Annotated in this window: 19 protein-coding genes; 8 read left to right on the forward strand and 11 right to left on the reverse strand. The window is 58.0% G+C overall.

What is annotated here, in order from left to right:
• Positions 1–27 precede the first annotated feature (27 nt).
• Genes ACNO7C_RS08890 through ACNO7C_RS08910 form a run of 5 tightly spaced genes read left to right on the forward strand, consistent with a single transcriptional unit; the run spans position 28 to position 5,819 of the window.
• Positions 28–588 (forward strand): hypothetical protein, encoded by a 561-nt coding sequence (locus tag ACNO7C_RS08890; RefSeq protein ID WP_460024752.1) that lies wholly within the window; start codon positions 28–30, stop codon positions 586–588.
• Positions 543–767, forward strand: coding sequence for a hypothetical protein (locus ACNO7C_RS08895; protein WP_318537023.1), 225 nt, complete (start codon positions 543–545; stop codon positions 765–767). Before ACNO7C_RS08890 ends, ACNO7C_RS08895 begins: the two co-directional genes overlap by 46 nt.
• A gap of 35 nt (positions 768–802) precedes the next feature.
• Entirely contained in the window at positions 803–2,470 is a 1,668-nt protein-coding gene (locus tag ACNO7C_RS08900; RefSeq protein WP_460024753.1) for a CTP synthase, read from the forward strand.
• A 52-nt stretch (positions 2,471–2,522) separates the two neighbouring features.
• Positions 2,523–4,673 carry a transaldolase family protein gene (locus ACNO7C_RS08905; protein ID WP_460024754.1) on the forward strand — a complete coding sequence of 717 codons (2,151 nt, stop codon included), beginning with the start codon at positions 2,523–2,525 and terminating at the stop codon, positions 4,671–4,673.
• A 54-nt stretch (positions 4,674–4,727) separates the two neighbouring features.
• Positions 4,728–5,819, forward strand: a complete 1,092-nt coding sequence (locus ACNO7C_RS08910) for an ABC transporter ATP-binding protein (RefSeq protein WP_460024755.1) — start codon at positions 4,728–4,730, stop codon at positions 5,817–5,819.
• Positions 5,820–5,927: 108 nt separating this feature from the next.
• Here the strand turns inward: ACNO7C_RS08910 and ACNO7C_RS08915 are convergent, their stop codons facing one another.
• Positions 5,928–6,389, reverse strand: coding sequence for a PTS sugar transporter subunit IIA (locus ACNO7C_RS08915; protein WP_460024756.1), 462 nt, complete (start codon positions 6,387–6,389; stop codon positions 5,928–5,930).
• Positions 6,390–6,526: 137 nt separating this feature from the next.
• Between ACNO7C_RS08915 and ACNO7C_RS08920 the strand changes: the two genes are divergently transcribed.
• Entirely contained in the window at positions 6,527–6,838 is a 312-nt protein-coding gene (locus tag ACNO7C_RS08920) for a PTS sugar transporter subunit IIB (RefSeq protein ID WP_460025927.1), read from the forward strand.
• A 45-nt stretch (positions 6,839–6,883) separates the two neighbouring features.
• Here the strand turns inward: ACNO7C_RS08920 and ACNO7C_RS08925 are convergent, their stop codons facing one another.
• The gene (locus ACNO7C_RS08925) at positions 6,884–8,176 is read right to left on the reverse strand and encodes a PTS ascorbate transporter subunit IIC (protein ID WP_460024757.1); all 1,293 of its coding nucleotides are present in this window, start codon (positions 8,174–8,176) and stop codon (positions 6,884–6,886) included.
• Between the two features lie 313 nt (positions 8,177–8,489).
• Between ACNO7C_RS08925 and ACNO7C_RS08930 the strand changes: the two genes are divergently transcribed.
• Entirely contained in the window at positions 8,490–9,122 is a 633-nt protein-coding gene (locus ACNO7C_RS08930; RefSeq protein ID WP_460024758.1) for an HAD family hydrolase, read from the forward strand.
• 27 nt (positions 9,123–9,149) lie between these two features.
• Here ACNO7C_RS08930 and ACNO7C_RS08935 read toward each other — a convergent pair whose 3' ends face one another.
• On the reverse strand, positions 9,150–10,037 hold the full coding sequence (locus ACNO7C_RS08935; RefSeq protein ID WP_460024759.1) for a nitrilase-related carbon-nitrogen hydrolase: 888 nt from the start codon (positions 10,035–10,037) through the stop codon (positions 9,150–9,152).
• 62 nt (positions 10,038–10,099) lie between these two features.
• On the opposite strand from ACNO7C_RS08935, the gene ACNO7C_RS08940 reads away from it, so the two are divergent.
• The gene (locus ACNO7C_RS08940) at positions 10,100–10,651 is read left to right on the forward strand and encodes a flavin reductase family protein (RefSeq protein WP_460024760.1); all 552 of its coding nucleotides are present in this window, start codon (positions 10,100–10,102) and stop codon (positions 10,649–10,651) included.
• Between the two features lie 20 nt (positions 10,652–10,671).
• Here ACNO7C_RS08940 and ACNO7C_RS08945 read toward each other — a convergent pair whose 3' ends face one another.
• The 8 genes from ACNO7C_RS08945 to ACNO7C_RS08980 form a co-directional block, all read right to left on the reverse strand.
• On the reverse strand, positions 10,672–11,478 hold the full coding sequence (locus ACNO7C_RS08945) for a hypothetical protein (protein ID WP_460024761.1): 807 nt from the start codon (positions 11,476–11,478) through the stop codon (positions 10,672–10,674).
• Complete coding sequence (locus ACNO7C_RS08950) at positions 11,475–12,260, reverse strand: ABC transporter permease (protein WP_318537010.1); 786 nt, start codon at positions 12,258–12,260, stop codon at positions 11,475–11,477. Before ACNO7C_RS08950 ends, ACNO7C_RS08945 begins: the two co-directional genes overlap by 4 nt.
• A 2-nt stretch (positions 12,261–12,262) precedes the next feature.
• On the reverse strand, positions 12,263–13,261 hold the full coding sequence (locus ACNO7C_RS08955) for an ABC transporter ATP-binding protein (protein WP_318537009.1): 999 nt from the start codon (positions 13,259–13,261) through the stop codon (positions 12,263–12,265).
• Between the two features lie 60 nt (positions 13,262–13,321).
• Positions 13,322–15,037 (reverse strand): chloride channel protein, encoded by a 1,716-nt coding sequence (locus ACNO7C_RS08960; protein ID WP_460024762.1) that lies wholly within the window; start codon positions 15,035–15,037, stop codon positions 13,322–13,324.
• A gap of 68 nt (positions 15,038–15,105) precedes the next feature.
• Positions 15,106–16,218, reverse strand: coding sequence for an MFS transporter (locus tag ACNO7C_RS08965; protein WP_460024763.1), 1,113 nt, complete (start codon positions 16,216–16,218; stop codon positions 15,106–15,108).
• 235 nt (positions 16,219–16,453) lie between these two features.
• Positions 16,454–17,320 carry a LysO family transporter gene (locus ACNO7C_RS08970; RefSeq protein ID WP_460024764.1) on the reverse strand — a complete coding sequence of 289 codons (867 nt, stop codon included), beginning with the start codon at positions 17,318–17,320 and terminating at the stop codon, positions 16,454–16,456.
• 198 nt (positions 17,321–17,518) lie between these two features.
• Positions 17,519–18,148, reverse strand: coding sequence for a zinc ribbon domain-containing protein (locus ACNO7C_RS08975; protein WP_460024765.1), 630 nt, complete (start codon positions 18,146–18,148; stop codon positions 17,519–17,521).
• Complete coding sequence (locus tag ACNO7C_RS08980) at positions 18,123–19,034, reverse strand: hypothetical protein (RefSeq protein WP_460024766.1); 912 nt, start codon at positions 19,032–19,034, stop codon at positions 18,123–18,125. The genes ACNO7C_RS08975 and ACNO7C_RS08980 overlap by 26 nt, the downstream gene beginning before the upstream one ends.
• Positions 19,035–19,151: the final 117 nt, after the last annotated feature.

Below are 19,151 nucleotides of genomic sequence, written 5' to 3' on the forward strand. Positions count from 1 at the left end.
GCTCCACGTGGAGACGTGCGTGAGCGCGTGCTGAGGGAGGTTGTGCTTTCGAGGCCGCTCAACGACTTCGATAGGCTTGCCTTCGAGTTCGTCGAGGCCATCGAGGGGGCCGTTAGGAGCTACGTCGTAGTGGCAGGCTACGTCGCTATACTCTTCGGTAGGCCAAGGACGACGGACGATGTTGACGTGATAGCTGAGGCGGACAGCGCCCTATCCCTTTACAGCGCTCTCAAGAGGAGGGGCTTCGAGGTGTTGACGCTCGAGTCCAGCATAGAGGAGGACTACAGAGAGCGCTCAGTCAGGTTCTATAAGCCGCCGAGCATTCTGCCGAACTTCGAGGTTAAGGCTCCCAGGAACGAGTTCCACCGCTATGCTCTCGAGAACAGGGTGAAGGTCTTGCTGGGTGGGCGCGTGATCTACATCTCCCCGATCGAGCTCCAGATCGCGTACAAGGTCCACCTCGGGTCCATGAAGGACCTTGAGGACGCCAAGTACCTGTACGAATCGTTCAGGGAGAGGCTTGACCGAGGTGAGCTGGAGAGGTGGGCGAGAAGGCTCAGTATAGACGTCTCGATCCTGGAGACGTAGAGGCCAACCTGAGGGCGATGAAGCTCTTCGCCCAGATGGCCAGGAGCAACCCTCAGTACTGGGTTTGGTTCAACGAGTTCATAAACAAGTCCCTCGAGATCATCCGAGAGGCCCACCGGGACGAGAGGCTTCGGGAAATCTACCTGAAGGTTCTCAGGAGCAGGCCTGTAAGGGACTAAGTAAAAGGTTAATACCCGGCCGAGTCTGATAGCCTATGCAGACTCGCTACGTATTCGTAACAGGCGGCGTGGTCAGCGGCTTGGGGAAGGGCGTGGTCGCGGCCTCCATCGGGAAGATTTTCCAGATGAGGGGGCTCAGGGTCGACGTTATTAAGGCGGATCCCTACCTCAACGTGGACCCCGGCACGCTGAACCCCGTCGAGCACGGGGAGGTCTTCGTCTGCGAGGAAGTGTGGGAGTTCGAGCCCGCGCCCGGCTACAGGTTCACGATCGCCGAGATAGACCAGGACTTCGGGACCTACGAGCGGTTCCTCGACGTCAACATGCACCCCTCCAACAACATAACCTCCGGGCAGGTCTACCTCTCCGTCATTCTCCGCGAGAGAGCCGGCACGTACCTGGGCAGGACCATACAGGTCATACCGCACATCACGGATGAAATCAAGAGGAGGATAAGGAGCGTTGCCGAGCGCAGCAAGCCCGATGTGCTCATAGTGGAGATCGGCGGCACGGTGGGGGATATCGAGGCGATGCCCTTCCTCGAGGCCGTTAGGCAGTTCAGGCTCGAGCAACCACCCGGGACCACGGCGCTCGTCCACGTGACCCTCGTGCCCTTCCTCTCGACGCTGGGGCAGCTGAAGACGAAGCCCACCCAGCACAGCGTTAAGGAGCTGCAGAGCATGGGCCTGCAGCCGGACTTGATCATCGGCAGGTCGGACAGGCCGCTGCCGGAGGACGTCAGGAGGAAGATAAGCCTCTACTGCAACGTTCCGCCTGAGGCGGTGTTCTCCGACCCGGACCTCGAGACGGTGTACGAGCTCCCGCTGGTTCTCGAGAGGCAGGGCCTCGGAACCTACCTCAGCAAACTGCTAAACCTGCCCCTGGAGCCTGACCCCGACAGGAAGGCGGAGTGGGAGAGGACCGTGGACGCGTTCCTGAACACCAGGGAGGAGGTCGTCATCGCGATGCCCGGGAAGTACACGATGATCCAGGACAGCTACATCAGCATAAACGAGGCTCTGAACCACGCGGGGGCTTCGGTGGGCGTGAGGGTGAGGCGCGTGTACATAGAGGCTGAGGACTTCGAGCGGGAGCCCAGCAGGGTTGAGGAGCTCCTGGGCCAGGCGGACGGTATCCTGCTCACACCGGGCTTCGGCGCTCGAGGAGTTGAGGGGATGATCCACGCAGCCCGCTACGCCCTGCAGAGCGGGAAGCCGTTCCTGGGTATATGCTTCGGCGCCCAGCTCCTCTTCGTGGCTTTCATGCGCTACGTCGCCGGCCTCGAGAAAGCCCACTCCACGGAGATAGACCCCGAGACACCCCACCCCGTCGTGGACCTCCTGCCCGAGCAGAGGAAAGCTGTTCTGAAGGGTGGGACCATGAGGCTGGGCGCTCACCCCGTCAAGATAAAGGCCGGGACCAAGCTCCACGCAGCCTATGGAAGCGAGCTCGTGTACGAGAGGTTCAGGCACAGGTACCACATAAACCCCGACTACCTGAAGCTAGCTGAGGAGAAGGGCATGATCGCGTCCTCCACTGACCCCTCGGGGCGGATAATCAACTCCATAGAGGTGGTGGGTCAGAGCTGGATCGTCGGCGTGCAGTTCCACCCGGAGTTCAAGAGCAGGCCCGGCAGACCATCCCCTGTCTACAGGGCTTTCTTGGAAGCCGTTCTGAGGGAGAGCAGGCGTAACCGTTCGTGAATATAAGCCTTAGCGCTGAACTATAAATGCGGTTTTAATCGCAACAAGCCGCGTGAGGGTGGAAGAGAGCACAGCTAAGATGATATTCCAACGCGAGCACCTCCCCGAAGCACCACCCGTCTCAGACCACTCCTCCCTCGCCGTCTTCGCCGCGCTGAGGGGGTACCCCGACCTCGGTGCCGACAACCTTCTCAACCCCCTAACGTCGACCCGCTACTCGGAGATCGTCGGGCAGCTCACCAGGAAGGCACACCTCACCGTGCTCCAGGCTCTCTCATCTGAGGAGGCTCTCAAGGCATTGAGGACGTACGCGCTGGTCGCCGAGGTGGCGTTGAACACTGCGGGGCTGGAGATGCTGTGGGCTAGGGTTCCCGAGGTCGAGAGGCAGAAGGCCTTCGGCTTCGCGGTCGAGGAGCTCAGGAGCCTCGAGGACGAGGAGAGGAGTAAGCTCGGAGCACCACTCCTCTCCAAAGCTGTCGTAGACTACTACCTAGGGGACATGAGGAAGGTGATGTCCAGCAACCCGAAGGCTAAGAGCATGCTTGCCTGGATGGCCGACGAAGCAACGAAGCTCATCGACGGGGAGCACCCGCTTTCCAGCTTCGTGACCGCTATGAGGAAACTCTTCGAGTCAAACGCCTACTACCGCATGACCCTCCAGGGCCTGTGCAGGTTCGGGAACGACTACGCCCTGGGCTTGAGGTGGCTCAGGAGGCTGGGCTTCGTCCAGGTCTCAACGAACCCCGTCCTCGCCGCTGAAGCGTACAGGGACGACCCCTCTCTCTGGGACAGGTTCAGGGAGTACCTGAAGTCGCGCCGGGACCTGCTCGCGGACCTCGAGGGCAAGGGGGATGAGCTCGCCATGGCAGCCACACTGCTAGCCCTCATACCCAACATGGAGGTGTTCAGGCCGGTGGCGTTTCTCCTTGACTTCAAGGACGGCGTGGTCAGCTACCAGCTCAACCCGAACGTCGCCGATAGCGTGGAGGGAAGCGTTAAGGATGCTTTGAGGATATACGCGATGGCTGAGGAGTACTTCACTAGGTACGACGCGTACCTCCTCTGGGGGTGGCCCAGCTACATGGAGAGGGGGAGGCCCAACATCGTGTTCAAGGTGGCGGGGAGCAGCGGTGCTTCCATCGAGATAACGAGGGTGCTCGAGAGCCTTGGGATAGGGACGAACAACACCGTGACGTTCTCCGTGTCGCAGGAGGTGAGCCTGATCCTCGCGAAGATCGAGGGGAGGGCTTCTGCGGTCAGGAGGGGCGTCAGGCTCACGAAGGTCTACGAGACCAACATGGGTGGGAGGCTGGAGGCCCACCTGCGCGAGGTTAAAGCCTGTGAGCTCATCAAGACAGCCCTGAAGCTTTACGACGACCCCGAGGCGGCTCTCTCGCAGCTTGCCCAGAGGCTCGGCGTCCCGGAGGCCAAGCCGGGCGGCGTCTGGAGGGGGCAGAGCGGCTGGGGGTACGGGCTCGAAGCCAGGACCTTGGAGGAGAAGGCGGAGCTCGTATCGAGCCAAGCCTACATAAGATCGCTGGTTAACGACGCCTTGATCGACTTCCTCGCCGGCGCAGGCGTCTGCGGCGCTACGCGGGAGGAGGTGAGGGCTTGCCTGGAGGCGTGGGAGCGGGCCATCTCGCTGAGCGGGACGTTCGTTGCGCAGAGGGTGTGGGGGATATTCTTCAGCGAGGGGAACCGCAGGCTGTGGCTGAGCTACATAGTGAGGAAGTACGGCCTCGCACCCGAGCAGGCTGAGGAGGTTCTAGACGGCATAGACGTTTTGCCGGCGTCAAAGCGCAAGCCCGCCGACACCTACTGCACGCTCGCCGCTAGGAATATGACGAACACGGAGTTCCCAAACCACCAGCTGAACGTGCACCTAGAGTACCTCCACGGTAGAGTCCGGCTGGAAGACTACATGATGGCTGTGGCGGTGAATTGGGGGCCCAGCGAGCTCGACCTGCTTCTAAAGTGGGCCGAGTTCAGGAAAGCCTACGACCTAACCCCCGAGCTTAAGCGCGCCCTGAAGGAGGCGGGCCTAGATGTTGACGGCTACGGTGAGAGCGGGGTTAGGGTGGAGGAGTGGGCGTCCTTCGGGCCCAGAGTGAAGACGATGAGGGGGTTCACCGAGGCGTACAACAGGTTCAGGGAGGAGTGCTTGAAGGTTGCGAGGGGCGTTGTTATTCACGCTGATAGTTAGGGTTAACTTATATATAGTCTTGCACAGAAATGTCTATGTAGGTGGGGGAATGGAATGGCTCGGGTAGCTGTCAAAGAGCTGGTGAAGAGGTTCGGGAAGGTTGTCGCCGTCGACCACGTGTCCTTCGAGGCCAGGGACGGCGAGTTCCTCGTACTGCTCGGGCCCAGCGGGTGCGGTAAAACCACCACTCTCAGGATGATAGCTGGCCTCGAGACGCCGGACGAGGGGGAGATTTACATAGGAGACAGGCTTGTGAACGACCTCCCGCCTAAGGACAGGGATGTGGCCATGGTCTTCCAGAACTACGCGCTATACCCGCACATGAAGGTCTACGACAACATCGCCTTCCCGCTTAGGGTGCGCAAGGTCCCGAGAGATGAGATAGATAGGAGGGTCAGAGAGGTCGCGAAGCTGCTCAGGATAGAGGACCTCCTCGACAGGTACCCGCGGCAGCTGAGCGGGGGGCAGCAGCAGCGAGTCGCGCTCGGGAGGGCGCTCGTTAGGCAACCACAGGTGTTCCTAATGGACGAGCCCCTGAGCAACCTCGACGCTAAGCTCAGGGTCTACATGAGGGCCGAGCTGAAGAGGCTTCAGAGGGAGCTGGACATCACCACGATCTACGTGACGCACGACCAGGCTGAGGCCATGACGATGGCAGACAGAGTTGCCGTCATGAACGAGGGGAAGATCATGCAGCTCGCGGAGCCAGCGGAGCTCTACTACAGGCCGTCAAACACCTTCGTCGCAGGCTTCATAGGTGCTCCGGCTATGAACTTCATCGACGCCTCCGTTAAGCAGAGAGACAGCACAGTGTACCTCGACACAGGCGTTTTCACGATAGAGCTACCGGGGGACGTCGGGAAAGTGCTCCTCGAGGCAGGCGCCCCGTCGGAGGTGATATTCGGGATAAGGCCCGAGCACATAGAGCTGAGCAAGCAGGAGCTACCCGGCGGCTACCAAGTCGAGGTGTTCGTCACCGAGCCCCTGGGGGCCGAGACCATCGTAGACTTCAAGCACGGCGACGCCCTCGTGAAAGCCAAGTACCCCGGGCACTTCGAAGCCGCACCAGGAGAAAAAGTGTGGATACGCTTCAAGCTTGAGTACGTGCACGTATTCGACAAGAAAACCGGGAGGGCAATTATTTAGCACGAGTGGGTTATTTAGTATTAAGAGGTTTTTCCTCTCCTTCTCTCGGACTAAACCTAGCATACAGGGGAGTGGGATTTTCCCTGAATTTCAAAAATTTGTGTTCAGCTAGGCAAGGAGCTCCCTTATCTTCACTAGGATTTCTTCCTCTGTTTGAGCTTCCCGGATTTTCGTTAAAAACTCTTCCCCTTTTTCAGAGAGAAGCATTGCCAGCTCTTGAAGTACTTTTATGTGTGAGTGCTTGTCGGGCGATGAAAATGCTATTAGCACATATACTGGGTCATTAGGAGACCCAAACTCTACCCCCTTCTTAATCACAAGTAGAGATAAGCAGACCCTCTTAGCCCCGTCCTCAGGCCGAGCATGCGGTATAGCTACTCCAGGTGCTATAACAACATAGGGTCCTAGCTCCTTACATGTGGATACCATCTTGCTCACATACTCTTCATCGATACATTCTCCTTTTCGCAGGAGACGCCCCACCCTCCTAACAGCATTTTCCCACCCCTCGATTTCTTCGATCACCTCTACCCGCGCGTCGAGGGCCTCTAGCATGTAGATCTGCGACATCGATGACCAGTAGTCATCAATTATATATGAGAATTAAATAGATTCTCCCCAACTCCTTACATGCGTTCTAGTACGGGGAAAAAGAAATATCGAGGCATGCCGTAGCGTAACAGGGTGAAAACATTAGCCAGAAATACATTTACAAGCTCGGCCGACCGTTAAAAGTTCTAACGGTTTGCGGTGTGGGACAGGGAAGCTCTCTCATAATGAAGATGTTTGTCGAGGAGGTTTTTAAAGAGCTAGGTGTTCCTGCTAGGGTTGAACCTACGGAATTACTGACAGCTAAAGCAGGAGGGGCGGACGTTACAGTCGCCTCTGTGTTGCATGAGCCAGAACTGAGAGGCTCGGCTAGCGTGGTTATAGGATTGAAGAGCCTAGTTGATAAAAAAGAGATGCGGGAAAAGATCACCTCTGCACTGAAAAACATTGGTTGGATAGAAGAAACCTAGTTTTTACTTTAGATGTTGAAAATATAAAAATTCTTGTTTTATTTTTTATCTACCAAGTATCGGACTTAACAGGGCTTTTAATAGCCAGATTATCACGTACCAATCTGGGTCAGCTAACGTCGCTAGCTCTGGACCGTAAGTTAGAGCTGGAAGCGTGAGCGCTTGGCCTATTGCTAGGATTAATCCGTTAATCGCGCCACCGAGTATTGCTCCTTTCCATCCGCCTGTCCTATTGCCGAAAACTGCTGCAGCACCTCCAGGGAAGAAGAGCATAATCATCGGAGGCACGATTATAGCGAATCCAGTTGCCAAGAAGATCGCTTCGAACATGAGGAAAACTATCAGGCCGCTGACGAAGCCGATAACGACAGCCGTGGGGGCCTGCGGGAATACTACTGGGCAGTCTAGCGCGGGTCTGCTCTTGGGGATTATCTTCTCTGCGAAGCCCTTGAAAGCGGGGACTATTTCGGCTATGAACATCCTTACACCCGTTAGCAATACCACGATTGAGACAGCGAAGTAGATGCCCCTCAAGAAGGCCCAGATTACTGGATTAAGTGTTCCCGCGAGCTTTGCGACGACATCAGGTTTAAGAACGTATCCTGCAATCGCGGAGATTATCATTATCAAGCCCAGGATAACTGCTGTGCTTACAGCATAGTCTTTAAGGAAGGCCAGAGCTTTAGGAAATGTCACCTTCTCAGTGCTCTCCTCAGGTTTACCAACGTACTTCCCAAGGTGGTAAGCGAGGAAGGCGGCTAGCGAGCTGGTGTGACCATATGCAATTTCATCGGAGCCCATTACCTCGCGCATGGCAGCGTGGATGTATGCGGGCTGAATGCTCCAGTAAAGGGCCATCACAACCGTTCCTATTCCTATAACCTCAATAGGTGAGGCATTCGGCTTTATCGTCAACAGGGTAGCTACGACGGTCAGAGAGACCCACCACATTAAGTGGCCTGTGAGGTAGACGAACTTTAATGGCGTAAACCTGGCTATGAGCAGATGCACGATAAAGGCGAAAAACATGATGAGAGCGGCGTAGCTACCCGCCTTAGCTATAAGGTCGTTTAACGGCACATAGCCTGGTGGATACTTCGGAGAAATCCCCGCTACGCCGCCTACGAGGTTCTGGAAGTTTACGAGCTCGTTAACGAAAAGTGACGCTCCGGCGATCATCATCGTCACACCAATCATTATCTTGAACGTGCTCATTACGAGTTCGTCAAGAGGTTTCTTCTGGACCCACAATCCTACAAGACCGACAAGACCCAGAAGAATTGGTGGTTGCCCTAGAATGTTGTTAGCTATCCAAGCAAGAATCTCAATTAGGTCCATGCCCTCACCGGAAGAACATACATATTTCGCATATAAAAGCTTTTTGCCAAACATGAGTATTTCAGAAGATACGAAGGTTGTTATCGCTCTTCTCGAAAAATATAAGCCTTGTGCATGTTCTTTGAGGAATGGAGCTACGCAGAGAGTGTACTGATATTCTTCCCGTAGATCTGCCCTCTCTCGTCAAGTTTATTTTTGAAGAGGTTACGCGCATTAGGAGTACTCTGTTAGGCTAAAGGCGACTTTAATAAGGCGCGCAAAAGCCGAAGAGATAACCTTTATCCCTTTGTAAAACGTAACGCTAGGGAAATTCATGAAACAGGTATCAATAGTGAGCTTTGACCTCGACGGTACGCTTGTAACGCGCGAGTACGTGGACTACTTTTGGTTGGAGCTGGTCCCGAGGCTTTATGCTGAGAGGCACAGCCTGGGGCTTGAGGAGGCAAAGAGGATTGTGTACGCTTCGTATGACGAGGTGGGACCGGGGGACGTGAGGTGGTACATGCCGGGCTACTGGTTTAGGAGGTTTGGGATAGAGGACAGACTTGAGGACGCGTTGCGGGAGGCCGCGGAGAGGATTAGGCCCTACCCCGACGCGCTCGAGGTTGTGGAATTGCTGAGAGGTAGGTGCACGCTGGTCATATGCACGAGCGCTGCGAGGGAGTTCGTCAACCTGGTTCTGTCCAGGATCCCGCTGTACCGGAGCTCGTTCAAGCACGTGTTCTCATCCTCCTCCGACTTCGGCTTCCCCGGCAAGCCGCCCGCGTTCTTCCAGAGAGTCTCGGAGCTTCTAGGCGTCAGCCCGCAGGAGATACTCCACGTCGGAGACGACGAGGAGAACGACTTCGCGAACGCTAGGCGGGCTGGAGTCAAAGCTGTCTACGTCGATAGGGGTAGCGGGGAGTCCCTTAGGGAGGTCCTCGAGAGGGAGCTCGGAGACCCCTAACCTCGAAGCGCGCTCGTCTTGACGGCGCTAGACTTCCACTGCTAGAACCTCGCGTTTTTTCGGGTTCGCGGCCCTAGCCAGGTAGCCTGAGCCGTCGCTCGTCATGCTAGCCTTTGCTACGATACTGCTGATGCCCTCGAACTCGAGGCCCACGATTCTACCGACGGCCATGGGATTTACACCGTACTTGAGGGAATCAAACCTCTGAACCATGTACCAGGCGCTGTTCCTCCACTCCTCCTCTAGCCTCTCGTCCCACGGCTCGGGGTTTGCGGAGGGCTGTGCGAGCACATCGGCCCCCTGGGAGGCGAGGCGTGAGACGATGTCCTCCTTGAATGAGTCTAGGCAGATGGCTACGCCGAGCCTCCCGTAAGGAGTCTCACAAACTGTGACATCGCTTATCGACCCGGGTGATACGCCTAGCTGGAGCTCAGGGGTGTCGAGGTGCACCTTCACCTGCCTGCACTTCGCGCGGCCATCGCTGTCGAAGACGTACGAGACATTTTGGATCGCTCTCGGGGAAGTGGGCTCGAGCAGGGAGCCTGCGACTATAACGGCCTTGTACTTCGACGCTAGCCTGCTGAATGCGGTGAAGTAGGCTTCTCTGATGCGCTTCCACTTCAGCGACAGCAGCGCGCCCCTAGGGTTCAGGGAGCGCAGGGTCTCAAGCAGGAAGCGGGGTAGGTTTCTGAGGGCTAGCTTAGCTAGCGCTTCCTCGAGCGTCTCGGCGCGAACTCTCTCGCCCAGGAATATGAGGAAGGTCCCAATGTGCTCGGGGTAGACCACTATGGCTCCCTGGAGGCCGCCGAGTGCGAACTCCGCCTCGAGAAGCGGGTGCTCGATGGAGTCATAGAAAGCGCTTGCGTTCTCGTAGCTCTCGCAGTTAAACTCGTACTGGACTGCGACGAGCTTCACGCTGACCTTCTTTGGTTCGGGGACTTTAAAGGTTTATATTTGCTCGAACCGCAGGAGTATACGTGTCTAAGAGTGTATATGTCGAGGTTCCGCTCAGCAGGCACACAAGGCTACTTCACCCTAAGCTCGTCACGCTGGTCGTCACATCGTCTGGAGACGGAAAGGTGAACGTGATGCCCGCGAGCTGGGCTATGCCGGCGAGCGTAAACCCTCCCCTAATCACCGTGGCTATTTCACCGAAGCGCTTCAGCTACGAGCTCCTCCAGGCCAGGGAGGAGTTCACGGTGAACCCTGTCCCGGTTGAGATGAGGAGCGTGGTCGAGCTCACGGGCTCCACGTCCGGGAGGGAGGTGGACAAAGTGAAGGAATCCGGAATCCAGCTCCTCCCCGCCGAGAGGGGTTCAGTGCCGTGCATTGATGGCGCGCTGGCCTGCCTCGAGTGCCGCGTGTGGGCGCAGTACCCGACGGGGGACCACGCTCTTGTGGTGAGCAGGGTTGTGTGGGCCAGAGCACGAGCGGACGCCTGGGATGGGGCGACCTACGACCTGAGAAGGGCTAGGCCTTTACTCCACCTCGGAGGAGACAGGTACGCTAGCCCTGTGGGGGAAGCCTAGCATCTACACGCGCGGCGAAACTACTGGAACACTACTGCTTTGAAGCCTCTCCCCCTAACGTGCTCGAGGGTTTTCCGCGAGTAAAGCAGGGCAGCGGCCGCTAGGAGCAGCGTGGAAAGAGTTGTAGGCGCGAGGAGGGTCCAGCCGGCACCCTTAGCGACAGCAAGCCTAGTGATGTATCCCGGCCCGAGCAACGGTACAAGCGCTAGGACATGGTGGTTGATCGGTGGGAGGGGGGCTAGCAGAAGCCCCAGGTAGGTTAGAGCGGCGATGTCGAGCAGGGCTGCCGGTATACTTGTTCTAAGGACGGTGGCGGCCAGGATTGCGCCGTAAGCCGTGCCTTGAGCCCACAGCAGCAGGAGCGAGGCAAGGGCTACTCCCGGTGACTTTACGTTAAGCGCGTCTATTCCCATGCTGTAGGAGAGAGTCAGCACCAGCAGAGACGAGATCGACACTGGCACGGCGATGACAAGGCTCCTGCCGGACGCGGCTGCGACCGGCGACACGCCTGAGAACTCCAGCGGCTCCAGCAACCCGAGCTCGGTCAGGTAATCCACCCACCCTCCGATCATCCAGCCAGCGTTAGCGATCACAGCCCAGGCTACGAGCGCCCAGTATGTCTCTCTAGCGAACTCGGGGCCCTGGGAGGAGTAAGCCCCGAAGAGGAATATGGACATCCAGAGGGCGTCGGTCAGCGATCCGGACACTGTGCTCAGGAAGTAGCGCTTTGTTCTCAAAGCGTGCAGCCAGAGGAGGGCTTTGAGCTTCCTCACGGATAGTGTCGATGCCGTTTTTGGCTTTTTTCCACAGCGTAAGCGCCGGCTCATACGTGTATCCCCCTCCTGAGCAGTTCGGACTCGCCCTTGGACACTAGGAATTGGAGGATGCTGTTGAAGAGTAGACTCGTCGTCAGGTAGACGAGCGCCACCGCTGTGATTGCGTCGCCGGCGAGGCCCCCCTCTGTGAGGGCGTGGACGAGCTCGAAGAGGTAGGTGGTCGGCAGGAGCTTCGCGACGGCCTGGACCCATGGGGGTAGGATTGAGATAGGGTAGATTGCGCCGGAGACGAGGAGTATTAGGGGGGCGAGCCAGTCGAGCCAGACGGTCTCCTCCTTAGATGCGAGAACTGAGTAAGCTACGAGCGAGCTGAGGCCAAGCAGGGGCAGAGCGGCCAGAAGCGAGAGCAGGAATATGAGAGAAACATTCAGGAGCGCGGGGGCAAAACCTACGAAGAGGGCGAGCAAGGGGAGGAACTCCGCTGCCTTGAGGAGCGACTCGATCAGGTACCTCGGGATGTAGCTCAGCACCAGAGCGATAGACGGGCTAGACGGCGCCACGGCTATGTATGGTAGAACCCCCAGGAAGCGGAGGGACAGGGCGTTGCCCGCCAGGTCCCAAACTATGTCTATCGATGAGACCACCAGGACGCTGATCATAACGTCTTTGAGCAGTTTCGTGGGGGTTGTTTCCTGGCTGATCGCCGTGAGCGCGAGAAGGACCAGGTAGGGCCGCAGCAGGAGGACTGCTATGAGAGCTGGGCTGTGCCTGTAGAAGGCCAACCACAGGTGAAACCCCGCCTTCAGCTGGGCGATGAAGACCCTGGTGTTCACGGCTAGCCACCCCTCTTAGCCGTCAAAGCCACGAACACGTCCTCAAGGGTTGGCTCCTTGACTGAGACTCCGCGCACTTTCAGCCCGCTGGCTCTGAAGCTGTGCACGAGGGATTCTAGGGCCTCGTCCGCCTTGCTCGCAGGAACGGCGACTGTGAGCTTCTCTACGTTCCCGTGGGCGTGGTGGGTGCTGAGCCTTGCGCCCTCCACCAACTGGAGGGCCTTCACAACCGCTTCGTGCGGGACTCCTGACACTCTCACCTCGATGAACACGGAGTCGGCTATGCTCCTCTTGAGTGACTCAACGCTGTCTACGGCGACGATCCTCCCATCAACCAGTATCGCCACCCTGTCCAGGAGGGTCTCAGCCTCGAACATGTTGTGTGTCGTTAGGAGCACCGTTCTGCCCTGCTTGTGGGCGAGGTCCAGTAGGAGCCCGCGTATCCTCCTTGCGGAGACGGGGTCCAACCCGAGCGTGGGCTCGTCCAGTATTAGGACTTCAGGGTTGCTTAGTAGTGCTCTGGCGATGCTGAGCCTAGCCCTCATACCGAGGCTCATATCCTCGTACGTTTTGTCCGCGTGCTTGTGGAGGCCCACCTCGCGGAGAACCTCCTCGACTCTGCTGTTGAGCCTCGAGCCGTTGAGGCCGTAGAGCATCCCGAAGTACTTCAGGTTCTCCCTGGCCGTCAGCTTGTAGAAGAAGCCTTTCTCGACGCTCAGAGATATGCCTATGTGCTTCCTCACCTCATCTCGATCTTTCACCACATCGAATCCAAGGATGCTGGCTTCACCTCCGTCGGGGAGGAGCAGGGTCGACAGTATCTTGACGAGTGTTGATTTCCCCGCGCCGTTAGGGCCGAGTATCCCGAATAGCTCTCCCCTCCGCACGCTGAAGCTAACGCCTCTAAGAGCCTCGACTACGCTTGTCTCCCAGCGGAGGAAACCCCGCCGGGTCCGGGAGACGTACCTCTTCCTAAGATCCCTAACCTCCACAGCTAGCATACCGCTCACCCTCTGGCTGCAGGGTGAGAAGAGCGCGGAGGAATGTACCCTAGTTAAATTTCATTTAGCCTTAGATAAACCTTTCCCTCCTGACAGGAAGTGGGGCAACAGCTTCTCTGTAAGCTTGTCGGCTGAGATCACTCCCAGGAGTCTCCCTTGGGCGTCTATGACGAAGGCGTGGGTTTCACACTCCTCAACCATTAGCTCTGCGAGGCTCCCGATAGGCTCTGAGGGTTGTACCGTCAGAGGCCTCCTGATCGGGAGCGCCTCGACGCTGAGGCTTGGGTTTGATAGGTTGAAGCTGAGAACATCCGTTAGCGTCAGGTAGCCTATGAGCTTGCTGTCATTCGTCACGACGGGGAAAACTTCCGCCTCGCGCTTCGCAGCGATAGCGAGCAACTGCTCGAGTCGAGTACTTAGCGTTATGGCGAATGGCTTCTCCGCGAACTCAGCGACACGGTACTTTTCGAGGACCTCCGGTTTCTGCTGCTTGAGGATTGAGTAGACCTCTGCGAGAGTGTAGGTCTCTAAGGGTGGCCGTCTGAGAAGCTGGTCCTCGTAGAAGGTCTCGTGCCCCGAGAGGAAGTAGGCTATTACGGACGCTAGTGATGCGGGCACTATGGCTCCTCCGCCGTAAAGCTCCGCGACGAACACCACGGGCATGATGGCGGTTTTCGTCGTAGAGGCGAGGACAGCTGACATGAAAACGGGGGTGTATCGGGGGTCGAGCCCGAAGAGTCTCGTGTAAGCTAGGCCCATCACAGCGCCGACGTAGAGCGAGGGTATGAAGAGGCCGCCCGAGCCTCCGGAGCTCAGCGTGAGTGAGGTTGCAACTATCTTCAGCAAGAGAAGGGCGTCGAGGAGACCTATGCTTGCGTTGAGCTCGTTCCGGAGAGCCGCTTCTATAACTCCGTACCCAGTGCCCGAGACCTCCGGGAAAAGGGCCACGAGAGTGCCCAGAATGGCTCCGCCTAGAGCGATCCTCTGTGCAAGCCTAAGTCGGGCGAGCCTGCTCTGCACCAGCTTGTAAAACCTGACGAACAAGAGGCCCACAGCCGCCGATGCAACCCCGGCCAAGACCACGTGCAGAGGCTCAACGGTCATCGAGTACTGAGCGAGAAATGGGTAGGCCAGGGTCTCGCCACCGCTCAATGTTAGTACAACGAGGGACGATGCTGCTGATGCCAGGAGCGCTGGCAGGAACACTTCTTTCTCGATATCGAACAGGTACGGGATCTCCAGGGCGAAGAGCGTGCCCGAGAGAGGGGCTCTGAAGATCGCGCTCAGGCCTGCGGCAGCTCCTGCTATCATCAGCCTCCTTCTATCCCCGGCCTCCAAGCGGAAGAGCCTGGAGGCGAGGGATCCTATCCCTCCGCCGAGGTGTAGGCCCGGGCTCTCGAGTCCCGCGCTCCCACCAAGGCTTATCGTTAGGATGGACGACGCGGCGTCGGCGAGTGTTTCCCTGGCTTTTATCTCCCCACCCCTGAAATGGTAGGCGTAGATCACGTTGTGAGTCCCAAGGTGCCTTGCGTAGCCTGTAAGCAGGAGCAGTACTAGCGACGACGTGGCTAGCCCGACCATAGGTAGGGCGGCACGCGCGAACACACTTGCCGAGCTCAGTCTTTGGGCTACGCTCGAGAGAGTGTTGAAGAGCCCGAGATAAGCTAGGCTAAAAACCCCTACGAGCAAGCCCGTCGCTACCGAGTAGGTGAGAAAGAGGAGCTCTTGCGAGTCAACTTCTAAAACCTTTGACAAACCCTGCATCGCCACTTTCATACCGCCGCAACCAGCTTGTACTAAACAGAGGTAGCTCTAGAGCCCCGGGCCCAGCGGGCCGGCCAGGACTAATAATTTCTGTCTCGCGTCTTCGAATGTCTAGTTGCATTAAAGCTTTTCATGCTTAGGCTCGCTGACAGCGAGGTTGCCAACGCTAGGACGCTCGCAAACGATATTGGCTCGAAGCCGAAAGCGGCGTTTGCGGCTCCGCTGAGGGGTGGAGCCGCGGCGTAGCCTAAACCTATGAAGGCCTCGAACAGAGAGGTCGCCTTCTCGATTCCACCGCCTCGGCTGAAGACGAGGTCGAGCGCGGTCGCGTAGATCACCCCTTGAGCGTACCCTATGAGGCCAGAGATCAGCGCCACAAGTATGGGGTTTGCGGTTGAGGTTAAGCCGAGGCCAGCTAGAAAACCCAGCATAGCCAGCAGAGGGTTCCTGAGCGATCTAGGGGCTTTATCGTAGAAGAAGAATGTGGCTGTCCTCGTCAGGAGCATTGTGAAGTTGACGAGCGAGATGTAGTCGCGTGACAAGCTCCTGCTCTCAACGAACAGAGGATAGAATGTGAAAACCCCGCTAGACGAGGCGGAGTAGGCTATGCAGTACGCCCAGGGGGCCCAGAGCAGGAGCAGATCCCTCGTGCCCGCATCCCCAGCATGTCTATACACGCTCGAACTGCTGCCCTTAATCCTGAGCCCTAACGCAGATTGAGAGATAGAGAGAGCGGTGTATGCAACGAAGAGTAGCTTTAAGTCGAGCTTGAGGAGGGTGGAGGTGAGGAGGGCTCCGACGAGCGAGCCGGAGCTCCACGAGAATGAAAACTTAGACACCGACGACCCGCTACGAGATAGGTGTGCTTCAACCGCCGGCCAAAAGAGCCCGAAGCCCAGCAAGACGAGGCTGGAGGAAGCCAGTATCCCCGTGAATGTTTTAGAGAACAACAGCGCGGCGAAGCCTGCTGACATTACGCCGAAAGACAAGGCGATGATCTTAGAGCCGGATAAGCGGTTGTGAGCCGCCGAAGACGTCAATGATCCGGCCACGTACACGAACGACGCGACGCCCGAGATCACGCTGATCTGAAGCTCGTCGAGTGAGAGGCTGTAGGCGTAGAGGACGAGGGCTGGAGTGAAGACCGCCTGCAGGAAGGAGGCCATGAAGGACAGGATGTAGGCTGGCTCCAAGCGCGTTCCGCTTTGGGTCTAGCCGGCTCTTAGAAAAACTTTCCGCACCGCCAGGCCTGAAGCGGTGCCTAAGGGGCAGGCAACGTTAACGAGTATCACAACAAGAGCTCGATCGCTTGGCCTTCCACTCGTATCGATAAGGCGCCGGCGCCGCTGCTACCTTCCACAGCTACCTGAAAAACCTCCCTAATTGGACGTGAGCACCGTTTAATGAAGTGGGTGATAGTGATTGATTCTACAGGCTTACGACGAGGCTCTCGAGGAAAGGTGTTAGTAGCGTCAGCAGGAAGCCGTGAATAATGCTCGGGATGGAGGCCTCCTCTCCGTAAGTGTAGACGTATACTGGCAGCGTGTTGTCCATGGTAGTGGCTCCACCGAGGCTGATCATAGACGCCCTGGGTTTCCTGAGAGTGGGCACGAGGATGAACGTCAGCTGCTCCCTCAGCACGTTCGTGAGGAATGCTGTGAAGCCCCAAGCCGGGCCGTAAACCTGCGCCACAAACGGGCCCGCGAAGCTGTACCACCCTAGGCCGAGCATCGTAGCCAGAGACGCTTCTAGGGGCACCGCTAGGGTTAGCGAGGCGAGGAAACCCGTAGCCAGCGCAGAAACTATGCTCAAACCGGTCGCCTTCATGGCTACCGCTCCGCCTTTCCTAACAGCGTCCACGGTCACGGCGTCAGCGGTTGTGAGCCCAGTGGCAATTATCACAGCGTAGACCTCTAAAGTTACAGCGGAGCTGATTAAGCTGGACAGGCGTTCGCCAACTAAGAGGCCCGCTACCCAGCCCCCCGCGATTGAAAGGAGCAACACCGGGTCGGCTCTTCCCCTAGCTTTCCCACCGGGGTTTCCAGAGGAGCCCCTGTCGATCATCATTCCGAGAAGTAGCGTGACGGCTGTCAGCAAAGCTAGCATCACAGCGGATGTCGCAAGGCTTTGTAAGAGCACCGCGGCGCCGTGCGTCGAGGCCCAGAGCGAGATAGTGAACACCAGAGTGGCTACGACGAGCTTGAAGGCGGCTTCGGGGATCTTAACCTTGAGGAGTCTTCCAAGAGCTATGGACGCCACGAAGGCGAGTAGGATGCCCGCTGAGCTCAGCTCCATGCAAATGTCCAACTCATCGTAGGTGTAATGTTTTTAAATTTTCGTAGTAATGAGCTGGAAGGGTTTAGGTGCAGACGCTGAAGACAGCCTTGGTTACGGCCGCGCCTGGCTCATCTGCCCCCTTCACTTTTCTGAGGGCCCCCTTGCGGGGTCATGGGTCGCCCCTTTCCGGGGCGGGCCGCCCTGGCTGGGCGGCCTTCAGCCCGCGTCGCCGCGGGCACATCCCCTCCTCGCGCCGCGCGCGGCACCCGCTAGTCCCCCAGGTGGGGGAGCTGCGGGAACTGTGGCTGGGGCCTGCTGGCCTGTCTCTGGAGCCGTGGGTCGTGGCATGTAGTACCTCTTCGCCAGTGCTCGTGGGTGGCTCTGTAGCCAGCTCTGCAGCGCCTGGAGGTGCTTTTCGGCTGTGCATGCTTTTAGGAAGAGCTTGGCGGCGTTGAACGCCGCGGCCCAGTCTCTCCCCCAGACCAGGCCGCAGCCCGTGCACTTGTAATACCTCCTCTGAACCTCTACCCCCTCTTTCCCGCAGAGGGGGCACCGCCTGCCCGAGACATTGTTGTCAGGCTTGAGCCACCTGACGCCCTCGTAGAGGGCGAGGTTCTCCAGCCGCTTTGCTATTCTCAGCAGCGTCCTCTGCAGCTGCGAGCCCCTGAGGGACTCGGCCTGGGGCACGTCGACGACAACGACGACTGTGTAGCCTTGATCCCGTAGCTTTCTTATCAACGCTCTCAGCTCTCTGAGCACGCTACGAATCCAGCCGTCGTTGAGCTTTCGAATCTTCCTGAGGGCCTGCCTAGCTATTCTCTCAGCCCTCTCCGGCGTCAGGTTCATTTTTCGCTCTCAGTTTCTCCGCCAGCCTCAAGGCCTCCTCCACCGCGCAGCCCCTCCCCTCTCTCCGCAGCTTTTCGACGTCCCTCCTCTCCTCGAATCTCTCTACGGCCTCACTCCAGAACTTAACCTTGGAGTAGCTGTGCATAATGGCCGCGAGCAGCCTCAGCATGGTGGTGTTAGGCGGCTTAAACACGCGTTGCACCACCAGCTTGGCTTCGCTATTGAAGGTGAAAGCCATTACGTAGAGGCCGTGGCTACTGTTCACGTCCACCGCTATGACAGCCAGCTTGCCGTCGCCGTCCCACCATGTAGCTTTAACCTCGCGGTGCGCCACTAGGCGAAGCCTCCCCCTAGCTGTTAGCTGCAACGTCAGCTTCAAATCTGGGAAACGCTCAACGTCCTCGAGCACCGCCCTAATCAGCGATGGCTTCAGCCTCACCGCGACGCCAGCGCTGGGCACGCGTAGTTCTTTTCCGTCGACGTTAAGGACTGCTACAGCGTTGCCCTTGCCGTGAAGCCTCTCACCACTGTTGACCACCTTGACGAGTAGCGGTACTGGAGGCGGAGTGAACCCGTTGCGCCTCTTAGACTTCCTCCTGGCCTCGGCAACCATGCTCCGCCACTCTATAGCGTACCAGAAGAGGCCCTTCGGCAGTCCCGCTGTCTTCGAAGCCTCCCCAGCCAGCTCCTCGCTGAACCTCTCCGGCTCCCTCCTGAACGCGTCGCCGTGCCCCTTCCTGAGCTCCTTGCAGGCCTGCTTAACTGCGCTGGACAGCCTCACGTACAGCCGTTGCAGTCTTTGCCTCTTTTCCCTGTTGGTCTTGACCTCCCAGACCCTGTAGGCGTCGACGCGCCCCTTGCCGTTTCCCCTGCCCTCCCAGCTCACGCTCCCACCTCCAGGGAACTGTTGCGGCCCCGAGCCCTTTCTGCGCTTCAGCCCCACATTACACTGCGCTACGCGGCCTTATATCCCTGCGCCGAAAATAAACGCCGAAACTGAAAA

This window comes from Infirmifilum tikiterense, from assembly GCF_054696565.1.

What these genes read in the sequence shown, in the direction of transcription:
- ACNO7C_RS08915 (WP_460024756.1), bottom strand. Translation starts at nt 6,389, where the DNA reads ATGTCGCAGATCTACATGCTAGAGGCCCTCGACGCGCGGGTAGAGGTG.
- ACNO7C_RS08955 (WP_318537009.1), bottom strand. Translation starts at nt 13,261, where the DNA reads ATGCTAGCTGTGGAGGTTAGGGATCTTAGGAAGAGGTACGTCTCCCGG.
- ACNO7C_RS08960 (WP_460024762.1), bottom strand. Translation starts at nt 15,037, where the DNA reads ATGAAAGTGGCGATGCAGGGTTTGTCAAAGGTTTTAGAAGTTGACTCG.
- ACNO7C_RS08970 (WP_460024764.1), bottom strand. Translation starts at nt 17,320, where the DNA reads ATGGAGCTGAGCTCAGCGGGCATCCTACTCGCCTTCGTGGCGTCCATA.
- ACNO7C_RS08930 (WP_460024758.1), top strand. Translation starts at nt 8,490, where the DNA reads ATGAAACAGGTATCAATAGTGAGCTTTGACCTCGACGGTACGCTTGTA.
- ACNO7C_RS08975 (WP_460024765.1), bottom strand. Translation starts at nt 18,148, where the DNA reads ATGAACCTGACGCCGGAGAGGGCTGAGAGAATAGCTAGGCAGGCCCTC.
- ACNO7C_RS08900 (WP_460024753.1), top strand. Translation starts at nt 803, where the DNA reads ATGCAGACTCGCTACGTATTCGTAACAGGCGGCGTGGTCAGCGGCTTG.
- ACNO7C_RS08925 (WP_460024757.1), bottom strand. Translation starts at nt 8,176, where the DNA reads ATGGACCTAATTGAGATTCTTGCTTGGATAGCTAACAACATTCTAGGG.
- ACNO7C_RS08910 (WP_460024755.1), top strand. Translation starts at nt 4,728, where the DNA reads ATGGCTCGGGTAGCTGTCAAAGAGCTGGTGAAGAGGTTCGGGAAGGTT.
- ACNO7C_RS08945 (WP_460024761.1), bottom strand. Translation starts at nt 11,478, where the DNA reads ATGAGCCGGCGCTTACGCTGTGGAAAAAAGCCAAAAACGGCATCGACA.